Source organism: Shewanella sp. MM_2022_3, assembly GCF_022557375.1.
Classification (GTDB): Bacteria; Pseudomonadota; Gammaproteobacteria; order Enterobacterales; family Shewanellaceae; genus Shewanella; species Shewanella xiamenensis.
This window is the reverse complement of record NZ_JAKZGV010000051.1, coordinates 1-23,679: the sequence shown is the minus strand read 5'-3', so window position 1 is coordinate 23,679 and position 23,679 is coordinate 1. Positions and strand designations below refer to the sequence as shown.

Sequence of the window (23,679 nt, the reverse complement as noted above, 5' to 3'; positions counted from 1 at the left end):
TTTGTAATGACATCAGTGCCAATTGAGCGGATCAACTTGATAGAAATGACTTAATTCTCGGTAAAGTGCTGGATGTTCTTGGTTGAGTTCTGCTGGTTTTTCAAAAAAAACTTCGGTCGCTACGGCAAAAAATTCTGCTGGGTTGGTAGCCCCATAGCCATTAAATAGGGCTGGTTTACCGACGGCAGTATCTTCAACTAGTTCATTAAATGCTTGATTAAATACGCTTGACCAAGACAGATAATCTTGGCCACGAGCTAAAATTGGGGCGCCATTGGCGTGGCCATCCTCTTGATCTAATTGATGGGCAAACTCATGGATGACAACATTGTTGCCATCGTGTGGATTGGCAGCGCCTTCAAGCGTATTTTTCCATGAAAGTATTACTTGTCCCTGCTCCCATGATTCTCCAGCGAGTACGTTACGTTGCTCCCTGATTAAGCCTGATGGATCTTGTCGTTGGCTGTCGACTATAAATGCATCGGGGTAGACCAAAATTTGTCTTAGTTTAGGGTAGAAATCGGTCTTGCGATTAAGTAGCAGTAGGCATGCTTGGGCAGCAATAGTGACTCGAATTTCATCGGTTATGAGTAAACCATCGCAGCCAACAAAATGCTTTTCATCTAAAAATACCTGAATATGACGTTTAAGTTGCAATTGAAGATCTGCAGGTAATGCATGAAAAAATGGAAGTCTTCTTTTTAGTATTGCTCGCCAAGTCTTTGGAAAGGGGCTTGCCATCACTTGTTTACGACGGAGGTTTTTGCGCCAACGACTGGAGGCCAACCAAGCAATCGCAATGAGGCCAAATATTAGAATCGTTAAACTGGCGAGCATAGTCCCTCAGTGTGGTATTGGTGTCAGTTATATTAGCTAATGGGGATTGAGCGTACTGAACTCAATCCTTTGGTTAAAAATAAAACGCTTTCAGTGAGCGGCTTAATGCGGGATGAGTGGTGTTAGTGAGCGCCAATGAAGACTTCTGTGCGATTTCGCCCTGCTAGTTTGGCACGATAGAGCGCCTCATCAACATGGCTTATCAGCTTGTTTGCATCGAGTAATTGCGGAGGTTGCCAGCAGGCAATTCCTAAGCTAATGGTGACAATCCCCATGTTTGATGAGCCTTGATGGGGAATATGCAAGTCTATAATGGTTTCGCGCAGATGTTCGGCAATTTTGTAAGCATCTTCAATATGGCTTGAGGGCAAGAGTAACATAAATTCTTCACCACCATAGCGAGCTAGAATATCTGTGGGACGTTGTAGAATTGCTTTGGTGGCCTCGACGATCTGTTTTAAGCATTGATCACCGACAACATGGCCATATTGATCATTAAATTCCTTAAAGTGATCTAAATCGAACATCACAATACTCAATGGCATATTATGATCGTTGGCGTAACTCAATTCTTTTAGTATTTGGCTATCTAAATAGCGGCGATTATAGCATCCAGTGAGTCCATCGGTTTCTGCCATCGCTTTAACTTGAGCTGCGTAAGTTTTTAGGGTTTCAAGTGAACTCACCATTTGTTGCAGTTCAAGGTTATCGGTAATCGGCATTTGGGTATCGAGTTTTTCATTGGCGATGGCATTCATTGCATCACGAGTCTCAATCACGGGTTTAATAATACCTTTAGCAATAAAGTGCCAACTGGTGAGCCAGATAAAAAAGCAATAAAGAATACCTCCACAAAAGATGAGGATGACAAACGAGGTACTATCACTCTTGAGATCGGTGCCTGCGATCTGAATTTCATCTTCAACATGGTTGACTAACTCTTGGGTGAAGGTTGCTATTTGCCTCGCTGCACTGGCTTGATAGCCAAAATGAGCATTGGCTATTTGAGTACTTTTTAAGGCATTACGGGATAGCTCAAATAAGTTGTCATTGCCAACCATGTTTTGTTTTATTTGCGATAACCAGTTGAGATAAATTGTATTACTCGAATGCATAGACGCGACGATATTTTCCATTTGAATAAGTCGTCGCATCGCTTCCCGTTGAAGGTGATTTAACGTCGCTATATTTGGGGTATTTTTTACTTCATCTAATAACACAAACAGGTGCTCACCTTGGTGCAGGTATTCCGAAATAGCTTGATGTTCTATCTGATTGTCGGTAATTCCACTGAGATCTTTATGGTCAACTAATAGAGCGAAACGTTCATGGGTCTGATTCAGTTGAGTCTGCATTTCATCAGAAAATGCTGATGACATACCGGCCAAATTTGTTTGAATATTTTGTGCCTGTAACTTTGCCTGTAAAGCACTGTCCGTAAGCGTATTGAGCAATGGGAGTTGTTGTTGATAATAAAGCTGAGTATCAATCGTTGTGTTTAGGGCTTGATACATCTCGGGAGTGGTTTCAAGACTTAGTAATACCTTTGTATCTTTTAACAAATGCTCCCATTGATTAGTTAACTCTGAAAGTAGGGACAGTCGTTGTTGCTCAGTATCATAGTGGTTTAATTCTGTGGTGATAATTTGCAACCTTTCACTGTTTTTCGCTAGTTGCAGCGCAGTGGTGACTTTCACGACATCACTATTTACCAGTTGCTCAATTTCAGTTCTCAATTGTTGTGACAATAGGATAGCGATAATGCCATTGAGTGACGCCATGCCGAGAATAATATAGAAGGCTAGCGTAATTTTCTGTTTAAGACTGGTCAGTCGTTTTGAGTTCATTTGTTTTTCTTGTCGATTGCAGGGACTTCCCCGTAGGTGTTCTGCAAATGTTTAATTTTGGTGCTTAACTCAATAAAAATATCTGTACTATTGGCTTCATGCTGACTTGCGGCATAACAAGCATGGCTTAATTCTGGATAAATCTGCCCCATTGCTGTAGTGGTAAAGTGTCCTACTTCCAATACTTTAGTCGACCAGAACAAGTTAGCAATGTGGCTTGCCTCAAATGCACCAGCAACAGACCTTTTTGAAGCTTGTTTAAATTCGGGAGCCGTAACGACATCCATTCGGCATGGATTTCCGCCGCCAAGTGCATAGGCATATTGGGCTTCAAAAGTGCCCATATATTTGAGTAACCAATAGGCGGCTTGTGGATTTTTACTGTCGTAGCTCACCGCAAAGGCATAGGCACCGTTGTAAGGAGTTCCTCCGGGGACTTGAGATACTCCAAGTCGAGCACCAGTTATATTGGCTTCAACTTTAAAAGAGGCTGGCCAAAGGTTGTTATAGGCAAAGGGCCATATGGCTACCTGTCCCGTCGCCATAGCATGCGCGGCTTCATTAAAGGCAAACTTATCATCAGCAGGATAGGCATAGGGCATTAGTTTGCGATAGATTATTCCAGCGGTAATTGCCTGTTGATTGACACTCGGAACTTCAAAGTGAGTCAGTTTTTTTTGTTGATCATAAATAGGCCACATCCAAACGCCGCCTAAACTCCAAATAATGCTGGAAAACTCATCGTTAATATGGGGTTTATTACCCGACATCAATGCTAGGCCATAAAAGTTATGGGTCAATGGTTTGTCAGCAAGGAGTTCACCCGCTTTTCGCGTAAAGAATACGGCTTGATCTTCTAATTCTTGGAAGTTGGTCGCGGGTTTGAGTGGGTAGCCGAACCGTTGTTGAAAGTGAGACTGTTCGGTTTTATTTTCAAATAAATCGGCGCGGTAATGACTTCCCATTACGTAGTTATTATAGGGAATTGCGTGCAATTCTCCGTGGTAGGATAAAATATTCAGTAATGATGGATAGTAGGGTTCGAGGTAGCTTTCCATCGCTTTTTCACCATCTGGATCATAGAGTTTTGCTAATTCCAACAGGGGCACTGTATAGCCGTTTGCCGCCCATTCTTTTGCCCAGCCAGCCTCCATGGTGAGCAGATCGTATTTTCCTTCCCCCATTAATAATGCGTGGGTCTGAAGTTCGAACATGCTCTCAAGTTCGGTGCTAATCACATTGACTTTAACACCGGTTTTTTCGGTGAATTTGGGTAGCATTTGCTGGGTGAGATAGTCAGTCCAAAAGCCTTTTTCGGCAACTAAAGTGATTGGCGTTTTATTTGGCAAGGGGGGAATTTGATCCAAAGAAAACTCCGCTAAGGCTGGAGGTGCCAGCGTTAATCCCAGTCCGAATAATAGGATTGACAAACGTGTTAACAAGAATAACTCCTTAAATACTCGGGCTATTGATGCTAATCAATAGCATTAATCAGCTCAGCTGTACATTAAGGATAGATTTGTAAAAAAAATTGACTCAATTTTTTTATCGGTTTTTTAGACAAAAAAGTCCGATGACCTAATTAATTCAGATCATCGGTAAAGGGTGGGAGATGGTGCGCAATTAAGCTTGTTTTATTTGCTGTTCGCGCATCTGCCTCAATGTGGTTGGCAAAGCATAATGTTGTTCAATTAAAAAACGGATCAATTTAGATTTAGAAATATCACTTTCCTCTGAGAGCGTTGCTAAATGGGCTATTGCCGCCTCACTCAGTGAAAATGTGGCTTTGCGGTAATGTGGCCGTTCGTCGTCAATCGTGGCATCAAGGGATCTTGATGCCGTTTGTGGTCGATGCAAAGTTACCACATTGGAAGTATCCAAGGTGACTTCAAGTGGTGATTCTTTCACTCGCTCCATCGCCGCCACTGAGTTGCCCGTGCTTGGAATATGACTTTCTCCCATAGCATAAAGGGTTGCGGCATCAATAAACTCATCGAGGGAGAGAGGCTGGACGCCTCCTCTAGATGGCATAGCGTTTTTCTTGAGGTCGCTGAGTCCCATATTGTCCTCTCAGATGATTCGGCTGAGGTTGATTGATAGCGGCACGATGCGCGGCTATTGGTGTGCTTGGTTTGAGTAAGGCCGTTAACGAGGCTGCGCAGTCCACTTGAAACATTTCACAGGCGATAGCACGGATTTCAGCTGCGGCTTTACCCTTTGGTTCTATCTCCATCACCGACAATCCAGACTCTTCACTGTCATCATAGATATTACGACTATAGGTAATTGCATCTAATACATTGATATCGTAGGTTTTACAGACCTCTTTAGCCTCTAAAATACGATTCGCTTGATTGGGAAGGTTAGGGCATTGCGTGATAACGAAAGACGCGTGTAATTTAGGGTTAATCATCTTACAAGTCGCGACGATATCGTCCATATGACTCACGGTTTTTAAATCTCGGCGTTTGGGCCTGAGCGGCATTAATATATGCGATGCAACTGACATGGTTGCCCTTAATGCAAGATTATCCTGCCCACCACAATCAACGAGTACAAAGTCATAGTGTTGTTCTAAGCTCAGAAGATCGTTACGGATCTTGCCATAAAGTTGTACACAGTTGATGCTTGCCAGTTTCGGATTATTGTTTCTGGCTTGGATCCAATCCGATGTGGTTCGCTGTGGATCGCAATCCACCATGATGACAGAGGCACCACATTCGGTGGTGAGAAATACTGCGATATTTTGTGCGAGGCAACTCTTACCGCTGCCGCCTTTTTCGCCGCCGACTAACACTATCATGACGAGTTCCTCAATGCTTAGGCTATCACTTGGGCGGTAATATGTTGCTTATGGTTTTTTACCGCACCTTGTTGTCATAAACGAATGTAAACCCTGTGTTAATGTTGGTCAATTATCTGATTTTTGACGTTTTTTTATAAAATGTCGCGTGATTAATATTTGACGCTACCATGTAATATGCCGTTAATTTGACTCTTTCTGCTAGCGGGATTACTTAGGCGATTTTGAATTTTAGTTATCTGATTATTAAGGTTTTTAGTGAATTTTTAACATCAATTGATTATGAATGTTTGCTCTCCATTGCGGCAATGATATTGAAATTAAGGCTTGGTATAGTTTACTTTGAACGTTTATTTTAATTTTTTATGCCAAAATATTATTAAAATATTGGCCTCTCACGACTACTTTTCAAACGAAAGTTGTCTTGCATAAAGCTTGAGTGTCATCAAATTGCCACCTTGTTGAGTTAGTCTTTCTCATTAATGCCGTCTAATCACCTTGATTTTTCTACCATTCGTGAAGGGATGCCCAAATGGATATTAAAATGTCAATGCCTATTGAATTTGAGCTGGTTGAATCTGCTCCTTTATTTCATGAGTTGCTGAATCTACGCGATGCGGCTGGGTATCCTTGTATCGGCGTTGAGATGGCTGATGGGCATCCGTTACAGCCTTTATATTGGGTATCTATTCGCTTAACGAGTGATCAGTCAAAAAATACCTGCGCGATAGTGGCAACAGCCTGCGTATATGGTGATAAGGCTAACCATCTGGCGATTGAGGATTTTATTGTTTTACCTGAGTATCGGCATGTGGGGCTGGCAAAAATAATGTTAGAGCGAGTCATGACTTTTGTTGATGAGCATGCGAGTCAAGGAACTTGTGTGAGCATTAACGCCCACGGAGAAGAACAACGACTCTGTATTGAGTACGGTTTTGAGTATTCACATTGTGCGAATCTTGGACCGAATCTGCGTAAAATCTACGCTTGATGCCGTATCAACTCAGGGTAAGCCTGCGGTTTGCTCTGAGTTTATCCCCCCTTAGTCGTTCTCAGCTTGTATTAGCCATAGGCATTCATTAGGTATTAGGGTAGCATCCTCAATCTAGTTTTCTGTCTGAGTTCAAGCTAATACTGTCATGGATCAACAACAGCTTATCGATGCCGTAAATCAGGTCATGCCCTTTGGTAAATATGCTGGCCGCCGCTTACTCGAATTGCCTGAACCCTATCTTGTGTGGTTTCATCAACAAGGTTTTCCAAAGGGAAAATTAGGGGAGCAGTTAGCGCTGATTTATGAGGTAAAACTCAATGGCCTTGAGGGCATGTTAAAACCGCTATTGAAATGAGTTCCCTACTAAGCGATAAAAATCCTACTTTTGCGATAAGTGTTGTATTTCGTGATAGAGATTGGCGATTTATTACCTATGGCATGTTTTAATGCTGCATATTAGTAAAACACAAGGAACAAAAGGCATGATGGCAAAATTGGTAAAATTAGCTGCTGTAGCAACATTAGCGTTAGGTATGTCAAGTGCTTGGGCACAGGGCGTAGTTCATGAAGGTACAGTGGTTGATACTATGAATGGTGGCGGCTACACCTATGTTCAAATTAAAGAAGCTGACAACACGTTTTGGGCAGCAGGCCCAGAAGCTGAAGTCAAGAAAGGTGACAAAGTAGCTGTGGTTGAGCAAATGTGGATGAACCAGTTCACCAGCAAAACCTTAAACCGCACCTTCGACAAGCTGTTGTTTGTTGGTCAAATCGAGAAGAAATAATCGATACCTTAGCAACGTTCATGTTGCGATGAGTTCCTAAACCGCCTCGCCTTGTTAGAGGCGGTTTTGTTTTCAGCGGTGTTCGGCTTAAATAAACGTCAACGCTATCACTTCTCAATAAATAACTGCAAAATACGGCAAATACTCGCAATGATATTTGAGCATACCGTGCCAACGTCTAACCAAACTAACGAGAAAATTGAAGTCGTCGCTTATCAGCGTTGCTATGCAAGTGCGGTCAGTCAGCTCTTTCATCACTGTGTTCATCAAATACAGCATGAGCGTTATACTACTGCGCAGTTAAATGCCTGGTCACCCTCGCCCCGTTCCAGTCAACATTGGCATTTACGTTTAAGTCGTTCCCAAGCTTGGATTATTTTGGTGACAGATGCGCTGAGCTTAACTAAGATTTGTGCAGGTTTTATCAATGTTGAAACGGATTTTCGCCATAGGGGATATATCGATAGTTTGTATATTCATCCTAATTGGCAGCGCTGTGGACTCGGTGAACTGGCTATCAGACAGTTAGAGCAATGGGCGAGGAAGCAAGGTTACAGCCAATTAAGTGCCGATGCTTCTTATCTTTCCCGTGGGCTGTTTATTAAACTCGGATTCGTCCAACAGCAACGCAGCTATCAACAAAAACTGGGCCAAGTGTTGCCGAGTTTTTATATGACTAAAAAACTGTAACTGAATGGGAATGCACTGCCTGTGTGCCCATTGGTCATGATTAACCCATAGGAGTGGACTCCAATGCAGATACGCTTATTTTCTCCTGCGGACGTGGCGCAGGTAGCGGCGGTATTTAACGCCAGTGTTATGGAGGGCGCACAGGAATATTATTCGCTGACAGAACGTTTAGCGTGGGCGCAAAATCAAGGTGAGGCACGTAGCGATGCCTACTGGCTGGCCAAGTTAGAAGATACAACCACGTGGGTTGCACTTGAAGACGATAAGCTGGTTGGTTTTATCAGTTTAAGGTTGTGCCCCGATAAAGAGCTTGATTGCTTAGTCGGCGAAGTTGATTGTCTGTTTGTGCATCCTGAATATGGTCGTGCTGGTGTAGCGACACATTTATACTTGGCACTACTCGAAGAGTCGAAAAGGCTAAACCTTAAAAGACTCACAGTTGAAGCCTCCTATCAGGCGCGGCCTTTCTTTGAAAAACAGGGCTTTAATTGCATTCGCCGTAATGAACTACGCCGCTATCTCACCGCTGAAGACAAACAAAACGACAGGGCGCAGGTGTTAGTGAACTTTAGTTTGATCATGTCCTTATCATAGGTTCGCGCTTGAAGAGACTATTCTGTTTTAGCCATACACCATACACAGAGTAATAAAAAACCGCCTCGTTTCCTTGGCGGTTTTTATTGGTCAGTAAGCATCATCAGGCTAAGTCAAACACCAGTGCTGTGACTGGGCTGTCAGTGGCGCTAAATCTAACCACTTCTTCGGCGGTGATATGCGCGCCATCCCCAGGGGTGAGCACTTGGTCATTGACCTTAAGCGTACCTTCCACCAGTTGCACATACAGCTGACGCTGCGGCTTAAGCTGCGGCATATGCACTTGCTCTTGCGGTGCCAGCATTAGGCGATATAAGGTCGCATCCTGCTGCACTTTTAAGGTGCCATTTTCACCCGTTGGCGTGACCACGGCTGTGAGCGCCGAGGTTTGCTCGAAGGCTTTTTGCTGATAACCCGCATCAATGCCTAAGGTGTCTGGTTGGATCCAGATCTGCAAAAAGTGCAGTGGCTCAGTGTTTGATGCATTAAACTCACTGTGATAAATCCCTTTACCGGCGGACATTAACTGAAACTCACCCGCTGGTAAGGTCTTAATATTACCGAAGCTGTCCTTATGAGCTATGGTGCCTGAAATCACATAACTGATGATTTCCATGTCTTTATGGCCATGAGTTTCAAACCCCGCGTTCGGCGCGACTCTGTCATCATTAATGACTCGTAGGGAAGACACACCCATATGCCGCGGATCGTAGTAACTAGCAAACGAGAAGGTATGTTGACTCTTTAACCAGCCTAAGTCTGCCTGTCCTCGGTCCTGCGCTTTACGTATACGGATCATCGTTAACTCCTTATTTTAAGCGTGCGGCTAACAGGTTGTCGGCACTCAGTTTACCTGCACCTGACACGGCCAGAGATACCGTAGCGGCTAACAGGGCTAAACCAAATTCATAACCGTTATTGCTAAGGAACAGACCGTTACCAATGTGAACCGAGAAAATCGCGACCACCATAGTAAAGGACAATACCAGTGCCGTTGGGCGAGTCAGTAAACCGATAATGATCAGCAAGCCACCAAAGAATTCGCTTGAACCTGCCATCAGCGCCATTAAGTAACCTGGTGTTAGGCCGATGGAGGCCATCCATTGTCCTGTGCCTTCTAGGCCATAGCCGCCAAACCAGCCGAAGAGTTTTTGTGAGCCGTGGGCCATGAGGATGATCCCGATAGGAATACGCAGGGCCAATGGGGCGAAACTAGGCGCAGAGGTCAGTAATTTTGTGATAAGTGCTTTCATGGGATGTTCCTTAATTCAAATTTTTTAACTATGTCGTTAATGGGGTAGTCGGTCGAGATTTAGCGTCAATCTCTCCATTGGTTTACAGTCTAGACTTGACCTTTAAGAAAGAAAATCGGAACATTTTTAACGTATATTTCAAAAAATTTGAATATGGAGCGCTTATGTTGCCAGTGATGAGTCTCGATGGATTGATAGTGCTAGATGCTATTGATAAGAAAGGCAGTTTTTCGGCTGCGGCTGAATCCTTATTCCGAGTGCCATCGGCGCTGACCTATACAGTGCAGAAATTAGAGAGCGATTTAGGGGTAAAATTATTTGAACGTAAGGGGCAGCGCGCCGAGCTGACCTTAGTTGGCCAACTGGTATTACGCCAAGGGCGGGAGATCTTAGCCGCCACTGTAAGGCTTGAAGAGGCGGTTCGGCAACTAGAAACGGGCTGGGAGTCGGCGTTAACCTTAGCCATAGACACTGTAGTGCCCGATTTACCACTGCTTAAACTAATTGCTGAATTTACCGAGTTAGGTAAACAGGTGACCATTAATATCACTGAGGAGTCATTGGGTGGCGGTTGGGATGCCCTGTATTCGGGCCGCGCCGATATTGCCATTGGGGTCACGGGGGAGTTACCTAAGGGGCAATATCACTTAGTTGAGATCGGTATGCTTGAATTCATCTTTGCCCTTGCGCCTCACCACCCCTTAGCGCAGTTTGACCATCCAATCCCGACCGAAGCCTTGTTGCAATTTCCCTCCGTGGTGGTGGCCGACAGCTCAACGGCGCTCGCGCAGCGCTCCAGTGGGTTATTTGATAGTCGACAAGTCATCCGCGTGCCGAACATGCAGACCAAGATTAAAGCGCAGCAACTTGGGCTAGGTGTAGGTTATCTTCCCAAGCATTTGATTCGCGAAGAACTCGCTTCAGGCGCATTAGTCGCGTGCAAGGTTGAGATCCCAAGACCAGCGCAGCCGGTGTTTCTGGCGTGGCGCAAGGGCAACCAAGGTAAGGCGCAGGCGTGGTTTGCCGAGCGTTTGCCCCATTGCGACTGGTTGTTTTAGTGGGATGTAAAGTACACGTGCTGCTAGTGGATTGAGTTAATCACAGTACTTAACCATTGCTAGGGCGTGTTGACGTTTCGAGATTAAATTTTGTTCGTTCTGGCAAGCTCGTGCTCGCGAAACGAGGAATGATGTGTGGTTATTCTACTCAAATGACGAGTGACAAAGAGAACGAGCTTGCTAGACGAACCCTTCGGGCAGCGTTTGGCTGGCGTTTCTGCTGCGTTATCGTCCGTTTATGTAGAATAACTACACTGTACGGACTTTACCTTGCATAAACGCCAGCCAAACTGCTGCAAAAATAACCCTGAAACGTCAACACGCCCTAAGTACTGTGATTAATAAAGAGGACATAGCTTTGCGGCAGCGCGCTGATACAAATCCCTGACACAGGGCGCTTACACTGAACGCTTTACATGGCTGGTGTAATGCACATGGGGTGAGAGCAAGTCCGCTAAATTGGGGTTTGGTGCCCGATTGAGGAAGCGAATAAAAGCCTGGGGTAGGGTGAGCGTTTCAATCGGCTCTTGCCAGCGTGCCTGTAACAGTGGGTGATAACCTTCTTTCCCCGCAGCGGTATAAGAGGTCGATACCCCCACATAGAGCGCATCGGGCTGCACTGGATACCAGAGTGATAATCCATCCTGCTGCATCATTTCTAGCTTGAATAAACGTTCCCCTAAGGGGCGTCTGCCATCGTAGTAATAACGCAATCCATAGGTATAGGGGAAGCTGCCAGCGCCTGTGCCGCGTACACTGTTATTGGTGGCGGCGTTAATCGCCGACTCCAGCGCCTGATACAGAAATTGGCCTTGGATTTCGTATTTGACTAATGGCAGTTCGAAGGGCAGCAATTGGCCCAACACATCGGCGAGGGTCAGTCTGCCTTGGGCGACCGATTGCCTGACACCACCCGCGTTATGCAGGGCAAAGTGGATGCGAGGGTCTTCAAGTTTAGCCTCTTGGAACATACTGCGACTTACCCAAGGGGCGATTTCACTGCCATGGGGCAGCGCCTTAGAAGGCAGTCTGGTGTGTACCAGATTCTTAGGCACTAGAGCTAAGACTTTGTTTTCCATCTCGGCAATCGCAGGGCGATAGATATCGTGGATCACGCCATGAATATCTTCATCGGCTTCATCCCACAATATATAGGGATGTTCATCAAAGCGTTGGCGCACGGCTTGATAGTCGGTGTCATCCACTTGCTCACTCGAACTCAACATAAACTGCTTATCGAGCATAAAGTAGTTGCCACCGCTTAAACTTATCGCGCGGCCAGCTTCATCAAACTCAACTTCGGCCAAACCTAAGATTTCGGCGTATTTCCCTGCATGGACAATTGGCGTGCCATTGATGGTTTCGCCATAGGGAATATTGCTTAACCCCAAGGCGCTAAAGTCGCCCTGTAGAGTATGGGTATGGCCGCCAACGATAAGGCTGATACCATCGACTTGTTCTGCGAGCCGTTTATCCTGATCTAAACCTAAGTGACTCAGCACAATAATGTGCTTGATGCCTTTGGCATGCAGATGCGAGACGGTTCGCGCCGTGGTCGCAATCGCATCGACAAAGTGGGTATCGGGATCGGGTCTGGCAATGTCCTTCATCTGATCCAGAGTAATGCCGATGACGGCGAGCTTTTTGTCATAGAAGGGCTTTTCGAGGTAGCTGGCAAGCTGTGTTTTTTCATCATAGGCCAGAATATTCGCCACAGTACGCAGGTTACCCGGCTTGCGGATATCCTCTTGGCTCAAGTCCATATTCCCCGCTAGCAGCGGGAAATCGATTTGCTTGGCAAATTCGGCGAGCCGCGCATTACCTTCGTCAATATCGTGGTTGCCTATTACCATGGCATCGGGGGCAAGTAAATTCAGCAGATGGGCGTTGGCTTTACCCTTAAAATGGCTGAAATACAGTGTGCCTTGGAAACTGTCGCCCCCATGTAAAAATAAAAACGGGGTATTGCTTCGGGTGGCTTGCTCTCGCGCCTGGCTAATTTGATATCCCAAACGAGCGTAACCACCACTGTGGCTAGTAATATCTAAGGACTTAAGCCCAAGATTAAGGGAAAAATGTACGCGGCTAGGCTCAAAATTCGAATGGGTATCGTTGATGTGCGCGAGTGAGAGAGTGTATCTCTGTGTCATAACTTACCTCTTTTACGGCGGGAGATTATAACCTTCTCATCAAAAACAAGAAAGGGAGCTAAGCTCCCTTTACTTTAACAATGACTAAATCAAGATTAACCCGAGCGTGCTTCATCATCGTCGGCTGCGGCTTCGAAGTCGCCATCATCGGAGAGGCGAATGCCTTTTTGCTTCATGCGTTTGGTCCAGAGTTTACGCGCCAATTGCTGCATGTCGGTCGCGGGGTCATTCACATCGACAATCTCTAATCCCAGTAGCGACTCGATAATATCTTCTTGGGTCACAATACCTTGGCTACTGCCGTATTCGTCAACCACCATGGCAATTTGGGTGTTGCGCTTAATCATCCGCTCAAATAACGGCAGGATTTTGGCCGTTTCGGGTACGACAAACAGGCTACGCTTGAGTTCGCCAATTGGCGCGTCAGGAGTATAACGCTCAGCCAACAACACATCGGTGCGGGTGATATAGCCGATAATATCGTCGTGGTCCTGATCGTATACCGGAATACGCGTAAAAGGCTTGTCACGATATTCTTGCACAAACTCATTTTGCGTCAGTGAAATAGGCAAAGAGAACATCACGGTGCGCGGCGTCATAATCGCGGTAACGGGCACATCACGCACCTTAAGCATTTGGGTCAAAATCTTGGATTCTTGTTCGTCTAACTCACCGGATTCTTGACCGATTTTGGCCATCGCGCTCATTTCTTGGCGAATATATTGGCCTTCTTCACCTTTACCTAGCAGGCGAGTCACTTGCTGCGACATCCAAATTAATGGCTGGGTAGCACGCTTCATCCACGTAATGGCAATCGATACGCTTGGGGCTAAACGGCGCCAGTGGTTGGCTCCGACAGATTTAGGAATAATCTCTGAGAAGAACAGAATAATAAAGGTTAACACTCCGGAGAAAACGCCGAGCATATCATCCCCAAAGACCTTAGCGGCTTGCGCACCAGCAACGGCGGCACCTACGGTATGGGCAACAGTATTGAGGGTCAAAATAGACACCAATGGCGCTTCGATGTTCTCTTTCAGTTTACGCAACCTTGTCGCCGCAGCACTGTCAGTTTGTTCGAGCGTAGCGATATAACTAGGGGTAACCGAGAGCAACACGGCTTCGAATACACTGCACAGAAAAGAAACTGCAACAGCGACAAGCACTATAATGATGAGGGTTAACATATTGGTGGTATTACAACTCCATAATTTAGGCCAACATTGACCCTCGGCGATTCTAGCATAGGAGAATGGAGTTGCTGGCTAAAATTTTTCTGCGTCTGTATAATTCGCCGCCCTGTTGCAGGTTTTGGTGTTGAGGTTAGTCCTATGAGTGAAAAAAAGATCAATTTATTAGACCTTGATCGTAAAGCGATGCGGGCATTATTTGCCGATCTGGGTGAGAAGCCCTTCCGTGCCGATCAGCTGATGAAGTGGATCTATCATTTCGGTGTCAGTGACTTCGAAGAGATGACTAACATCAACAAAGTGTTACGCCAAAAACTGGCGGCGCGCTGTGAGATTGTGGCGCCCGAGATTTCCAGCTATCAAAAATCCGCCGATGGCACCATTAAGTTCGCCATCCATGTCGGTGAAGGCCAAGAGGTCGAAACTGTTTATATTCCTGAAGATGACCGCGCTACCTTGTGTGTGTCGTCCCAAGTGGGCTGTGCCCTCGAATGTACTTTCTGCTCTACGGCGCAGCAAGGCTTTAACCGCAACCTAACTGTCTCTGAAATCGTTGGCCAAATTTGGCGTGTTTCGCATTTCTTAGGATTCGCGAAAGATACTGGCGAGCGCCCCATTACCAACGTGGTGATGATGGGGATGGGGGAGCCTCTACTTAACCTTGCTAACGTGATCCCTGCAATGGACATCATGCTAGACGATTTTGGCTTTAGTCTGTCAAAACGTCGCGTAACGCTATCGACCTCAGGCGTTGTTCCAGCATTAGACAAATTAGGTGACGCCCTCGATGTGGCGCTCGCCGTGAGTATCCATGCGCCAAACGATGAGCTGCGCGATATTCTGGTTCCGGTGAATAAAAAGTATCCACTGCAGGAGTTCCTTGCGGGGATCCGCCGTTACATCGCCAAATCTAACGCTAACCGTGGCCGTGTCACCGTGGAATATGTGATGCTCGATCACATCAACGACAGTACCGAACAAGCCCATGAATTAGCAGAATTAATGAAGGATACCCCCTGTAAGGTAAACCTTATTCCGTTTAACCCATACCCAGGTTCACCCTATGGCCGTTCGTCAAACTCGCGCATCGACCGTTTTTCGAAAGTGTTAATGGAATATGGCTTAACCGTGATTGTGCGTAAGACCCGTGGTGACGATATTGATGCCGCCTGTGGACAGCTGGCTGGGGATATTCGCGATCGAACCAAGCGTTTAGCAAAAAAACGCATGCAAGAAAATCAGATTTCGGTCACAATGAATTAACTCTTTGTTTGCACAGATTTATAGGCTTGCCCATGAAGCATGGATTGTCAGGGTTTTCATTAGCAATAGCCCTGTCATTATTAGTGACAGGATGCGTAACTGAGCGTACCTATTCAGGGACTGATATTCCGGTGTCGGAGCGAAAACTGGATAAAGTTGCCGCTGCGCGGGAGCGTATGCAGCTCGGTTTAACCTACCTTAATCGAGGTAACTCGGAACAAGCCAAGTATAATCTTGATAAAGCAATCGAATATGCGCCAGAGCTCGAAGATGTGCATGTGGCAATGGCTTATTACTATCAAACCGTAGGCGATTTAGTACGTACCGAACAGGCGTATCAGGACGCTATCAATACTAAGGACGCCTCTGGCGATTCCATGAATAACTTTGGGGTGTTTTTGTGCCAACAAAAGCAATACGAAAAAGCTGAAAAAATGTTTTTGGCTGCAATAGAAATGCCCAAATATACGCGTACCGCATCCAGTTATGAAAACTTAGGTCTTTGCAGCAGAGACGCGGGACGAGCAGAAAAGGCACGACAGTATTTTCAGATGGCGTTAAAGTATGACCCGAGACGCTCGGTGTCTTTACTGGAGCTGGTTGAGCTTGGGATAGATAAAGGTGATTATGTTGATGCGCGTAACCAGTTAGCGCGTTACCACCAAGTTGCGGCCCAGACTCCAGAGAGTTTAACGCTCGGAATAAAAATTGAGCAGGCGTTGAATGATGATGCTGCCATGAAGCGATTTGGCATTTTATTGCTTGCCAAATTCCCAGCATCGCCTCAAGCCAAGCAATATAGAGTTAATTTGCATCAATGAAAGATAACGAAATGAACGCGTCAGTAGAACCAGTGACAACAGAAGAAGCTGAGTCGACGCCTAATGTAACGCTCGGAAGCGTACTCAAAACAGCTCGTGAGCAGATGGGCTTGAGCATTGCGGAGACAGCTGTGAAGCTGCATTTGCGGCCTGGTATTGTTGAAAATCTCGAAGCCGATGATTTTTCTAATATTGCCTCATCAACCTACGTACGCGGATACGTTAAAAATTATGCGCGTATGCTGGGGGTCGACAACACGCTCATCGAAGCCTGTCTCGCAAGGCAGGTGCCCTATGTAACACAGCCTGCGATGCAAAGTTTTTCCCGTAAGACCACTTATCAAGCTCGTGACACTAAATTAAAGTGGCTGAGCTTTTTTATTGTCATCGTGTTGCTCGGTCTGTTTGTGCTTTGGTGGATGCAACGAACGACGCTAGTGACTCATGTCGATATTTCAAAACCAACCGCTGAAGAGTTAGCCGCTGCGAATCAAACCTTGCCGGGTGATGTTTTACTCACCGAAACGGATGCGAGTGCACGTTTGAGTGAGATCGCGGTCAACGGTTCAATGGCGACCGATGGTCCAGTAAAAGATACTGATGCTAGCACTATTGACCCGAATATCAGTGATATGGCGGCAATGGAAGCAGGGCAGGTGTCTGTCAATTCGACAGTCAATGCGAGTGAGCCTAATAACCCCCCAAGTGCATCAGGTGCGGTGCAAACGGCAGGGGTGACTGCGCAAAACACGCTTTCTACACAAAATTCTTCTGCATCAAACGCAGCGGTTCAAAATGTTCCAACAGCCAGCGCGCCGGTGAACAGTGCTACGCCAGCGGCTTCGAGTGAGCAAACCATGCCTGTGGTTGCTGGACAATCCAATATCAATATTCAACTCACGGGTGATTGCTGGATCAACATCGTCGATGCCAAGGGCAAAGCGATTGTTGATGGGGTCCGAGGTGCTGGCGCAACTATTCAAGCCAGTGGTGTGCCTCCGTTTAAAGTGATCTTAGGCGCGCCGACTGTTGTGTCTAGTTTTACGGTTGATGGTAAAGCCATCAGTCTTGCTGAATTTCCTAAGGGTCGTGTTGCGCGTTTGACTATCCCACAGGCTTAAGTCTCACGCTTAGCGCAGAGTACCGAAAAGAGCGTATTGAGTATGTATAACGAAACACCCATAAAGAGACGTCCTTCAACCCGCATTTATGTGGGCAATGTACCGATTGGTGATGGTGCACCGATTGCAGTGCAGTCAATGACCAACACTAAAACGACTGATGTTGAGGCGACCATTGCCCAAATTCGCGCCTTAGAAAAAGTGGGTGCCGACATTGTGCGTGTCTCTGTGCCGACCATGGACGCGGCCGAGGCTTTTAAAGTGATTAAGCAATCGGTGTCAGTGCCCTTGGTTGCCGATATCCACTTCGATTACCGTATCGCCTTAAAAGTGGCGGAATATGGGGTGGACTGTTTGCGTATCAACCCAGGCAATATTGGTAACGAAGAGCGTATCCGCAGTGTGGTGGAGTGCGCCCGTGATAAAAACATTCCAATTCGTATCGGGGTTAATGGTGGTTCATTAGAGAAAGATCTGATGGACAAATACAAAGAACCTACGCCAGAAGCCCTGCTCGAATCGGCCATGCGCCATGTGGACATTCTCGACCGTTTGAACTTCGACCAATTTAAGGTCAGCGTAAAAGCCTCCGATGTGTTCTTAGCGGTAGAATCCTATCGTTTATTAGCCAAGCAAATTCGTCAGCCATTGCATTTAGGTATTACTGAAGCGGGTGGTGCGCGTGCGGGGGCGGTCAAATCTGCCGTCGGTTTAGGTATGCTGCTTGCCGAGGGCATTGGTGATACGCTGCGTATTTCCTTGGCGGCCGATCCGGTGGAAGAAATCAAAGTCGGCTTTGATATTCTAAAGTCACTGCGTATCCGTAGCCGTGGCATTAACTTTATTGCGTGTCCTTCTTGCTCACGTCAAGAGTTCGATGTGATCAGCACCGTAAACGAGTTAGAACGCCGCCTCGAAGATGTTACCACCGCGATGGATGTGTCGATCATCGGCTGTGTGGTCAATGGCCCAGGTGAAGCCTTAGTGTCGCACATTGGCTTAACGGGTGGACATCGTAAGAGTGGTTACTACGATGAAGGCGAGCGTCAAAAAGAGCGTTTCGACAATGACAACCTAGTCGATTCCCTCGAAGCTAAAATTCGCGCCAAGGCGAGCCAAATGGCTAACCGCATCCAAGTGAAAGACACTACTGAGTAACAACCGCAGCCGAATAACCTCATAGGTTAAGCGTTATAAAAACATTCAAGGCTTGAGCTAGACCTCGAAACTGACGGGGTCATTTTACGTTTAGTGTTGAACAGCCTATAATGCCTGACATTTTTTATTAATTTAGCGAAATCGGACGAGTCGATACAGTGGCAAAACAGATCCAAGCGATTCGCGGAATGAATGACATTCTGCCAACTCAAAGTCCTCTATGGCAAAAAGTGGAAGCGGTACTACGTTCAAGCGTTGCTGCTTATGGTTACAGTGAGATCCGCACTCCAATAGTGGAAAATACCGATCTTTTTAAACGCTCTATCGGTGAAGTGACTGATATTGTTGAAAAAGAAATGTACACCTTCGAAGATCGTAATGGTGATAGCCTGACGTTACGCCCCGAAGGTACTGCCTCAACCGTGCGTGCGGGTAACGAGCATGGTCTGCTCTATAACCAAGAACAACGTCTGTGGTATTTGGGCCCCATGTTTCGTCATGAACGTCCACAAAAAGGCCGTTACCGCCAATTCCATCAATTTGGTGTTGAAGTCTACGGTATTGGTAGCGCTGATATCGACGCCGAAGTGTTGATGTTATCTGCCCGTCTATGGGAAAAACTCGGCATTAGCGAGCATGTGACGCTTGAGCTGAACACTTTAGGCGATCCTGCCGAGCGCGCCGCTTACCGTGAAGCCTTGATTGCCTTTTTAGAGCAACACAAGGACAAACTAGACGAAGATAGCCAGCGCCGTATGTACAGCAATCCGCTGCGCGTATTGGACTCAAAAGATCCCCAAGTGCAAAGCATTTTAGGTGATGCGCCTGCGCTGATGGATTACTTAGGCGAAGAATCCTCACAACATTTTGCACAATTGCGTGAACTCCTCGACGCGGTTGGCATCCAATACCGAGTTAACCCACGCTTAGTCCGTGGTCTGGATTACTACAATCGCACGGTTTTTGAATGGGTTACCAATAGCTTAGGCTCTCAAGGCACAGTACTTGCGGGCGGTCGCTACGATGGTTTAGTTGCTCAATTGGGCGGTAAAGATACGCCAGCCGTCGGTTTTGCGATGGGATTAGAGCGCATCGTTTTACTGCTTGAAACCTTAGAGCTGACCCAAGATATCCCAGCGGCTGTTGATGTGTATGTCGCGGCGATGGGGGATAGCTGTTTGGTTGAAGCCATTAAAGTGGCGCAGGAGTTACGCTCAGCGTTGCCCACACTGCGAGTGATGAGTCACTGCGGTGGTGGTAACTTCAAGAAGCAAATTAAGCGTGCCGACAAAAGCGGTGCACAAGTAGCCTTACTCATCGGTGAAGAAGAACTCGCCGAAGGTGTGGTTACCGTAAAATACTTACGCAATGACAACGAACAACAACGGGTCGCTCGAAATGCATTAAGCGCATTTTTAGCTGAACTTAGCAAATAAGGGGACGTGCGCGTGGAAATTTATAGCACAGAAGAACAACAAGTTGATGCTATCAAACAGTTCTGGAAAGACTATGGAACCTCGATTGTTATCGGGGCGGTCGTTGGTTTAGGTGGCCTGTACGGTTGGAACACTTATTCCGACATGAAAATCGTGAAGGCCGAAGAAGCATCACAGGCGTTCCAAACCTTAACCACCAAATCAAGCGACGAAGCGGCCATGATTGCTGGCGTGGCTGAGTTTTCGAAAAATTACGACCAAAAGGGCTATCAATCACTGCTAGACCTGATCGTTGCGAAAACCGCGGTGGAAGCGAAAGATTTTCCTAAGGCCGAAGAAGCACTGAAGAAAGTGATTGCTGCTAAGCCAGGTGCAGGATTAGACACTATTGCAACATTGCGTTTAGCGCGTATTCAGGCTGAACAAGGTCAAGTTGACACTGCGTTAGCCACGCTAGATCAAGTGACTGATAAGGCTTTTTTAGCACAACGTGAAGAACTGAAAGGTGACTTCTTTGTTCGTCAAGGCCAAGCCGATAAAGCGAAAACTGCTTATCAGGCGGCAATGGATAACGGCGGTGTTGTGACCAGCCCTGCACTTAAAATCAAACTTGATAACTTAAATCAAGCATAAGGGATCCCTTGATGAAGTCTTGGTGCAAGAACCTGCTAGCCGCTGGGTTAAGCCTAGCCATGTTATCCGCCTGTTCTTCTAGTGATGTAGAAGAAGAACCGGTAAGTGAGTTAACTGCGATTCAGGCGACAGTATTTCCTGAAGTAAGTTGGAGCGCCTCTGTAGGTGATGGTGTTGGTGATTATTACTCTCGCCTTACCCCTGCAGTTCGTTACGGTAAAATTTTTGCGGCCGACCGTTATGGTGAAGTCGTTGCTTTTGATGAAGCAACGGGTGAACAGGTTTGGAAAAAAGATTTTAGTGAAGAGTTCCGTGATAACGCCTTAGCCAAAAACAAAGGTGCACGTTTGGCTGCTGGTGTAACAGCGGCACGCAATAAGCTCTTTATCGGCGGTGAGAGTGGCCTTTTGGCTGCGCTGAATGCAGAAGACGGCCAAGTATTATGGCATGTGATTGCGGGTGGCGAATTGTTATCTAAGCCAACCGTGGCTGACGACGTCGTGGTGGTGAGCACCAGTTCAGGTTCATTTGAAGCCTATAACGTTGATACTGGCGCAAAACTGTGGGTTTATAACATGCAGTTGCCTAACCTGACGCTCCGGGGAACGGGTTCAGCAGCTTATGAAGCGGGTGGTTTCTTTATTGGTACCGCCGATGGCAAAGTGGCTGTTGTCGTCAAAAACAACGGTCAAGCTGCGTGGGAGCAAGCCATCTATAATCCTACAGGTGGCAATGAGTTTACCCGTATGGCCGATGTGGATATGACACCGTTGATCCTTGGCGATAATTTATATGCGGTCAGCTACAACGGTAACTTGGTGTCAATGGAACTGCGCACCGGACGGATTATTTGGACTCGTAAGTACTCAAGCTTCAATGAGTTAGCTACGGCGGGTTTAAGTTTGTTCTTGGTTGATGACCACAGTCGTATCTATTCAGTAGATAGACGTAACGGTTTAGAGTTGTGGAGCAACTCTGAGCTGGTCAATCGCACACTCACTTCACCAGAGGTATATAAAGACTATTTGGTCGTGGGTGATTTTGAAGGTTATCTGCACTTTATCGACCGTAGCACAGGCAGTATTGTCGGTCGTATCCAAGTGGACAGCTCTGGATTATTCAGCCAGCCATTAGTGGTGGATGATAAAATCTACGTGCAAGGTCGCAGCGGAAAGTTAGCTGTTGTAACACTTCCTTAGTTAAAAGTGTTATCCTTGTAGAGCCCCTGGAAGTGTGTTCCGGGGGCTTTTTATTGAAAAGTTTTTTAGAGGCGAAATCATGATCCCTGTAGTGGCCCTTGTTGGTCGGCCGAACGTCGGTAAATCCACCTTATTTAACCGCCTTACGCGTACGCGTGATGCGCTGGTTGCTGACTTTCCTGGCCTAACACGTGACCGTAAATATGGTCGAGCATTCTTATCCGGCTATGAGTTTATCGTGGTGGATACCGGCGGTATCGACGGCACTGAAGAGGGGATCGAAACTAAGATGGCCGAGCAATCCCTTGCCGCTATCGAAGAAGCCGATGTTGTCTTATTTATGACCGACGCGCGTGCTGGGTTAACCGCTGCGGATTTGTCTATCGCTCAGCATTTACGTAGCCGCCAAAAAACCACCTTTGTGGTGGCTAACAAGATTGACGGTATTGATGCCGACTCGGCCTGCGCCGAATTTTGGTCTTTGGGTTTAGGTGAAGTCTATCAAATGGCTGCTGCCCAAGGCCGCGGTGTAACCAATATGATTGAGTACGCCTTAACTCCTTACGCTGAAGCCATGGGCATTGAGCGCCAAGGCGAAGAGGAAGAAGTCGACGAGCGTCAGTACACTGAAGAAGAAGCCGAAGCTGAGCAAAAGCGTCTGCAGGACTTACCGATCAAACTTGCCATCATCGGTAAACCTAACGTGGGTAAATCGACTCTAACTAACCGTATCTTAGGTGAAGAGCGTGTGGTGGTTTATGACGAACCAGGCACCACTCGTGACAGTATTTACATTCCGATGGAACGCGATGGTCGCGAATACGTGATTATCGATACTGCTGGTGTACGTCGCCGCAGTAAAGTCCATGAAGTGATTGAAAAGTTCTCGGTGATTAAAACCCTCAAAGCGGTTGAAGATGCTAACGTGGTGTTACTTATCATCGACGCCCGTGAAGGCGTTGCCGAGCAAGATCTTGGCCTATTAGGGTTTGCCCTAAACGCAGGCCGCGCGTTAGTGATTGCCGTTAACAAGTGGGATGGCATCGACCAAGGCATTAAAGACCGTGTTAAGAGTGAACTCGACCGTCGTTTAGGCTTTATCGACTTTGCCCGTATTCACTTTATTTCGGCGCTGCATGGCACGGGTGTTGGCCATCTGTTTGAGTCGATTGAAGAAGCTTACGACAGTGCGACTCGCCGCGTGAGCACCTCAATGCTGACCCGCATTATGCAAATGTCGCAGGATGACCATCAGCCACCATTGGTGAACGGTCGCCGTGTGAAACTGAAATACGCCCACGCCGGTGGTTATAACCCGCCAATCGTGGTTATTCACGGTAACCAAGTCAGCAAGCTGCCGGATTCTTACAAGCGCTACATGATGAACTACTTCCGCCGTTCATTAAAAGTGGTCGGTACGCCAATCCAACTGCGTTTCCAAGAGGGTGATAACCCGTTTGAAAACAAAGTGGAAAAGCTGACCATGAGCCAAGAGCGTCGCCGTAAACGCGCCTTGAGTCATATTAAAGACCGCAAGGCAAAATAAGACTCAAACGAAAAACCGAGTCATTTATTTAAGTGAATCAATAGAAAAGGAACCCTAGGGTTCCTTTTTTTTTAACTGAACGGTCATAAATAGCCTTAACACTTTCCAATAATTATTTGGAAATTAATATCAAATAATGTATTAGCTAATTCAGGAAATCTTTAAGTTACCCCTCTTGAACTGAAGACGTTATTTGCTGTTTACACTAAATTTTTGTCTGATGCTAAGAAGTTATTCATCAAAATTTATCTCACGACTTTTCCTATAGATAGATCTAGATCACGCTCAGATTATAAGAAAA

General features: G+C 46.4%; 23 protein-coding genes. 14 read left to right on the top strand and 9 right to left on the bottom strand.

Annotated elements, in window-relative coordinates; genetic code table 11:
- Positions 1-12: 12 nt before the first annotated feature.
- The 5 genes from MMG82_RS18160 to MMG82_RS18140 all read right to left on the bottom strand — a co-directional run bounded on the left by MMG82_RS18160 (position 13) and on the right by MMG82_RS18140 (position 5,487).
- Entirely contained in the window at positions 13-837 is an 825-nt protein-coding gene (locus tag MMG82_RS18160; RefSeq protein ID WP_241407235.1) for a M90 family metallopeptidase, read from the bottom strand.
- A gap of 122 nt (positions 838-959) precedes the next feature.
- Positions 960-2,684 (bottom strand): GGDEF domain-containing protein, encoded by a 1,725-nt coding sequence (locus MMG82_RS18155; protein WP_241407234.1) that lies wholly within the window; start codon positions 2,682-2,684, stop codon positions 960-962.
- A complete protein-coding gene (locus MMG82_RS18150) occupies positions 2,681-4,108 on the bottom strand; it encodes an extracellular solute-binding protein (protein ID WP_235522191.1) in 1,428 nt (475 codons plus the stop codon). The genes MMG82_RS18155 and MMG82_RS18150 overlap by 4 nt, the downstream gene beginning before the upstream one ends.
- A 199-nt stretch (positions 4,109-4,307) precedes the next feature.
- Positions 4,308-4,745 carry a CopG family transcriptional regulator gene (locus MMG82_RS18145; RefSeq protein ID WP_241407233.1) on the bottom strand — a complete coding sequence of 146 codons (438 nt, stop codon included), beginning with the start codon at positions 4,743-4,745 and terminating at the stop codon, positions 4,308-4,310.
- Positions 4,705-5,487 (bottom strand): AAA family ATPase, encoded by a 783-nt coding sequence (locus MMG82_RS18140; RefSeq protein ID WP_037420721.1) that lies wholly within the window; start codon positions 5,485-5,487, stop codon positions 4,705-4,707. Before MMG82_RS18140 ends, MMG82_RS18145 begins: the two co-directional genes overlap by 41 nt.
- 532 nt (positions 5,488-6,019) lie before the next feature.
- Here MMG82_RS18140 and MMG82_RS18135 point away from each other — a divergent pair.
- The 5 genes from MMG82_RS18135 (at position 6,020) to MMG82_RS18115 (ending at position 8,550) form a co-directional block, all read left to right on the top strand.
- Positions 6,020-6,478: a GNAT family N-acetyltransferase gene (locus tag MMG82_RS18135; RefSeq protein WP_047533710.1), complete on the top strand. Its 459-nt coding sequence runs from the start codon at positions 6,020-6,022 to the stop codon at positions 6,476-6,478.
- 148 nt (positions 6,479-6,626) lie between these two features.
- Positions 6,627-6,836, top strand: a complete 210-nt coding sequence (locus MMG82_RS18130) for a DUF3820 family protein (protein ID WP_011622004.1) — start codon at positions 6,627-6,629, stop codon at positions 6,834-6,836.
- 127 nt (positions 6,837-6,963) lie between these two features.
- A complete protein-coding gene (locus MMG82_RS18125; RefSeq protein ID WP_011622005.1) occupies positions 6,964-7,266 on the top strand; it encodes a hypothetical protein in 303 nt (100 codons plus the stop codon).
- A 150-nt stretch (positions 7,267-7,416) separates the two neighbouring features.
- Positions 7,417-7,956, top strand: a complete 540-nt coding sequence (locus MMG82_RS18120; RefSeq protein WP_052183954.1) for a GNAT family N-acetyltransferase — start codon at positions 7,417-7,419, stop codon at positions 7,954-7,956.
- A gap of 63 nt (positions 7,957-8,019) precedes the next feature.
- Complete coding sequence (locus MMG82_RS18115) at positions 8,020-8,550, top strand: GNAT family N-acetyltransferase (protein WP_037420716.1); 531 nt, start codon at positions 8,020-8,022, stop codon at positions 8,548-8,550.
- A 103-nt stretch (positions 8,551-8,653) separates the two neighbouring features.
- Here the strand turns inward: MMG82_RS18115 and MMG82_RS18110 are convergent, their stop codons facing one another.
- Both MMG82_RS18110 and MMG82_RS18105 read right to left on the bottom strand, forming a co-directional pair.
- Positions 8,654-9,349 carry a pirin family protein gene (locus tag MMG82_RS18110; RefSeq protein ID WP_047533700.1) on the bottom strand — a complete coding sequence of 232 codons (696 nt, stop codon included), beginning with the start codon at positions 9,347-9,349 and terminating at the stop codon, positions 8,654-8,656.
- A 10-nt stretch (positions 9,350-9,359) separates the two neighbouring features.
- Positions 9,360-9,803, bottom strand: a complete 444-nt coding sequence (locus MMG82_RS18105; RefSeq protein ID WP_011716306.1) for a DoxX family protein — start codon at positions 9,801-9,803, stop codon at positions 9,360-9,362.
- 164 nt (positions 9,804-9,967) lie between these two features.
- Between MMG82_RS18105 and MMG82_RS18100 the strand changes: the two genes are divergently transcribed.
- Complete coding sequence (locus tag MMG82_RS18100; RefSeq protein WP_047533697.1) at positions 9,968-10,861, top strand: LysR substrate-binding domain-containing protein; 894 nt, start codon at positions 9,968-9,970, stop codon at positions 10,859-10,861.
- A 398-nt stretch (positions 10,862-11,259) separates the two neighbouring features.
- Here the strand turns inward: MMG82_RS18100 and MMG82_RS18095 are convergent, their stop codons facing one another.
- Entirely contained in the window at positions 11,260-13,011 is a 1,752-nt protein-coding gene (locus MMG82_RS18095; RefSeq protein ID WP_172591402.1) for a bifunctional metallophosphatase/5'-nucleotidase, read from the bottom strand.
- A gap of 95 nt (positions 13,012-13,106) precedes the next feature.
- Positions 13,107-14,198 (bottom strand): hemolysin family protein, encoded by a 1,092-nt coding sequence (locus MMG82_RS18090; protein WP_037424927.1) that lies wholly within the window; start codon positions 14,196-14,198, stop codon positions 13,107-13,109.
- A gap of 144 nt (positions 14,199-14,342) precedes the next feature.
- Between MMG82_RS18090 and MMG82_RS18085 the strand changes: the two genes are divergently transcribed.
- The 8 genes from MMG82_RS18085 (at position 14,343) to der (ending at position 23,378) form a co-directional block, all read left to right on the top strand.
- Positions 14,343-15,464: a bifunctional tRNA (adenosine(37)-C2)-methyltransferase TrmG/ribosomal RNA large subunit methyltransferase RlmN gene (locus MMG82_RS18085; protein ID WP_047534067.1), complete on the top strand. Its 1,122-nt coding sequence runs from the start codon at positions 14,343-14,345 to the stop codon at positions 15,462-15,464.
- A 32-nt stretch (positions 15,465-15,496) separates the two neighbouring features.
- Complete coding sequence (pilW, locus tag MMG82_RS18080; protein ID WP_037420698.1) at positions 15,497-16,285, top strand: type IV pilus biogenesis/stability protein PilW; 789 nt, start codon at positions 15,497-15,499, stop codon at positions 16,283-16,285.
- Entirely contained in the window at positions 16,282-17,406 is a 1,125-nt protein-coding gene (locus tag MMG82_RS18075) for a RodZ domain-containing protein (protein ID WP_047534064.1), read from the top strand. The genes pilW and MMG82_RS18075 overlap by 4 nt, the downstream gene beginning before the upstream one ends.
- A 42-nt stretch (positions 17,407-17,448) precedes the next feature.
- Entirely contained in the window at positions 17,449-18,564 is a 1,116-nt protein-coding gene (gene ispG, locus MMG82_RS18070; protein WP_037420691.1) for a flavodoxin-dependent (E)-4-hydroxy-3-methylbut-2-enyl-diphosphate synthase, read from the top strand.
- 158 nt (positions 18,565-18,722) lie between these two features.
- Positions 18,723-20,000, top strand: coding sequence for a histidine--tRNA ligase (gene hisS / locus MMG82_RS18065; RefSeq protein WP_047534061.1), 1,278 nt, complete (start codon positions 18,723-18,725; stop codon positions 19,998-20,000).
- A 12-nt stretch (positions 20,001-20,012) separates the two neighbouring features.
- Entirely contained in the window at positions 20,013-20,633 is a 621-nt protein-coding gene (locus MMG82_RS18060) for a tetratricopeptide repeat protein (protein WP_047534057.1), read from the top strand.
- Between the two features lie 11 nt (positions 20,634-20,644).
- A complete protein-coding gene (gene bamB / locus MMG82_RS18055) occupies positions 20,645-21,832 on the top strand; it encodes an outer membrane protein assembly factor BamB (RefSeq protein WP_037424915.1) in 1,188 nt (395 codons plus the stop codon).
- 79 nt (positions 21,833-21,911) lie between these two features.
- The gene (gene der / locus MMG82_RS18050; RefSeq protein ID WP_037420678.1) at positions 21,912-23,378 is read left to right on the top strand and encodes a ribosome biogenesis GTPase Der; all 1,467 of its coding nucleotides are present in this window, start codon (positions 21,912-21,914) and stop codon (positions 23,376-23,378) included.
- Positions 23,379-23,679 lie beyond the last annotated feature (301 nt).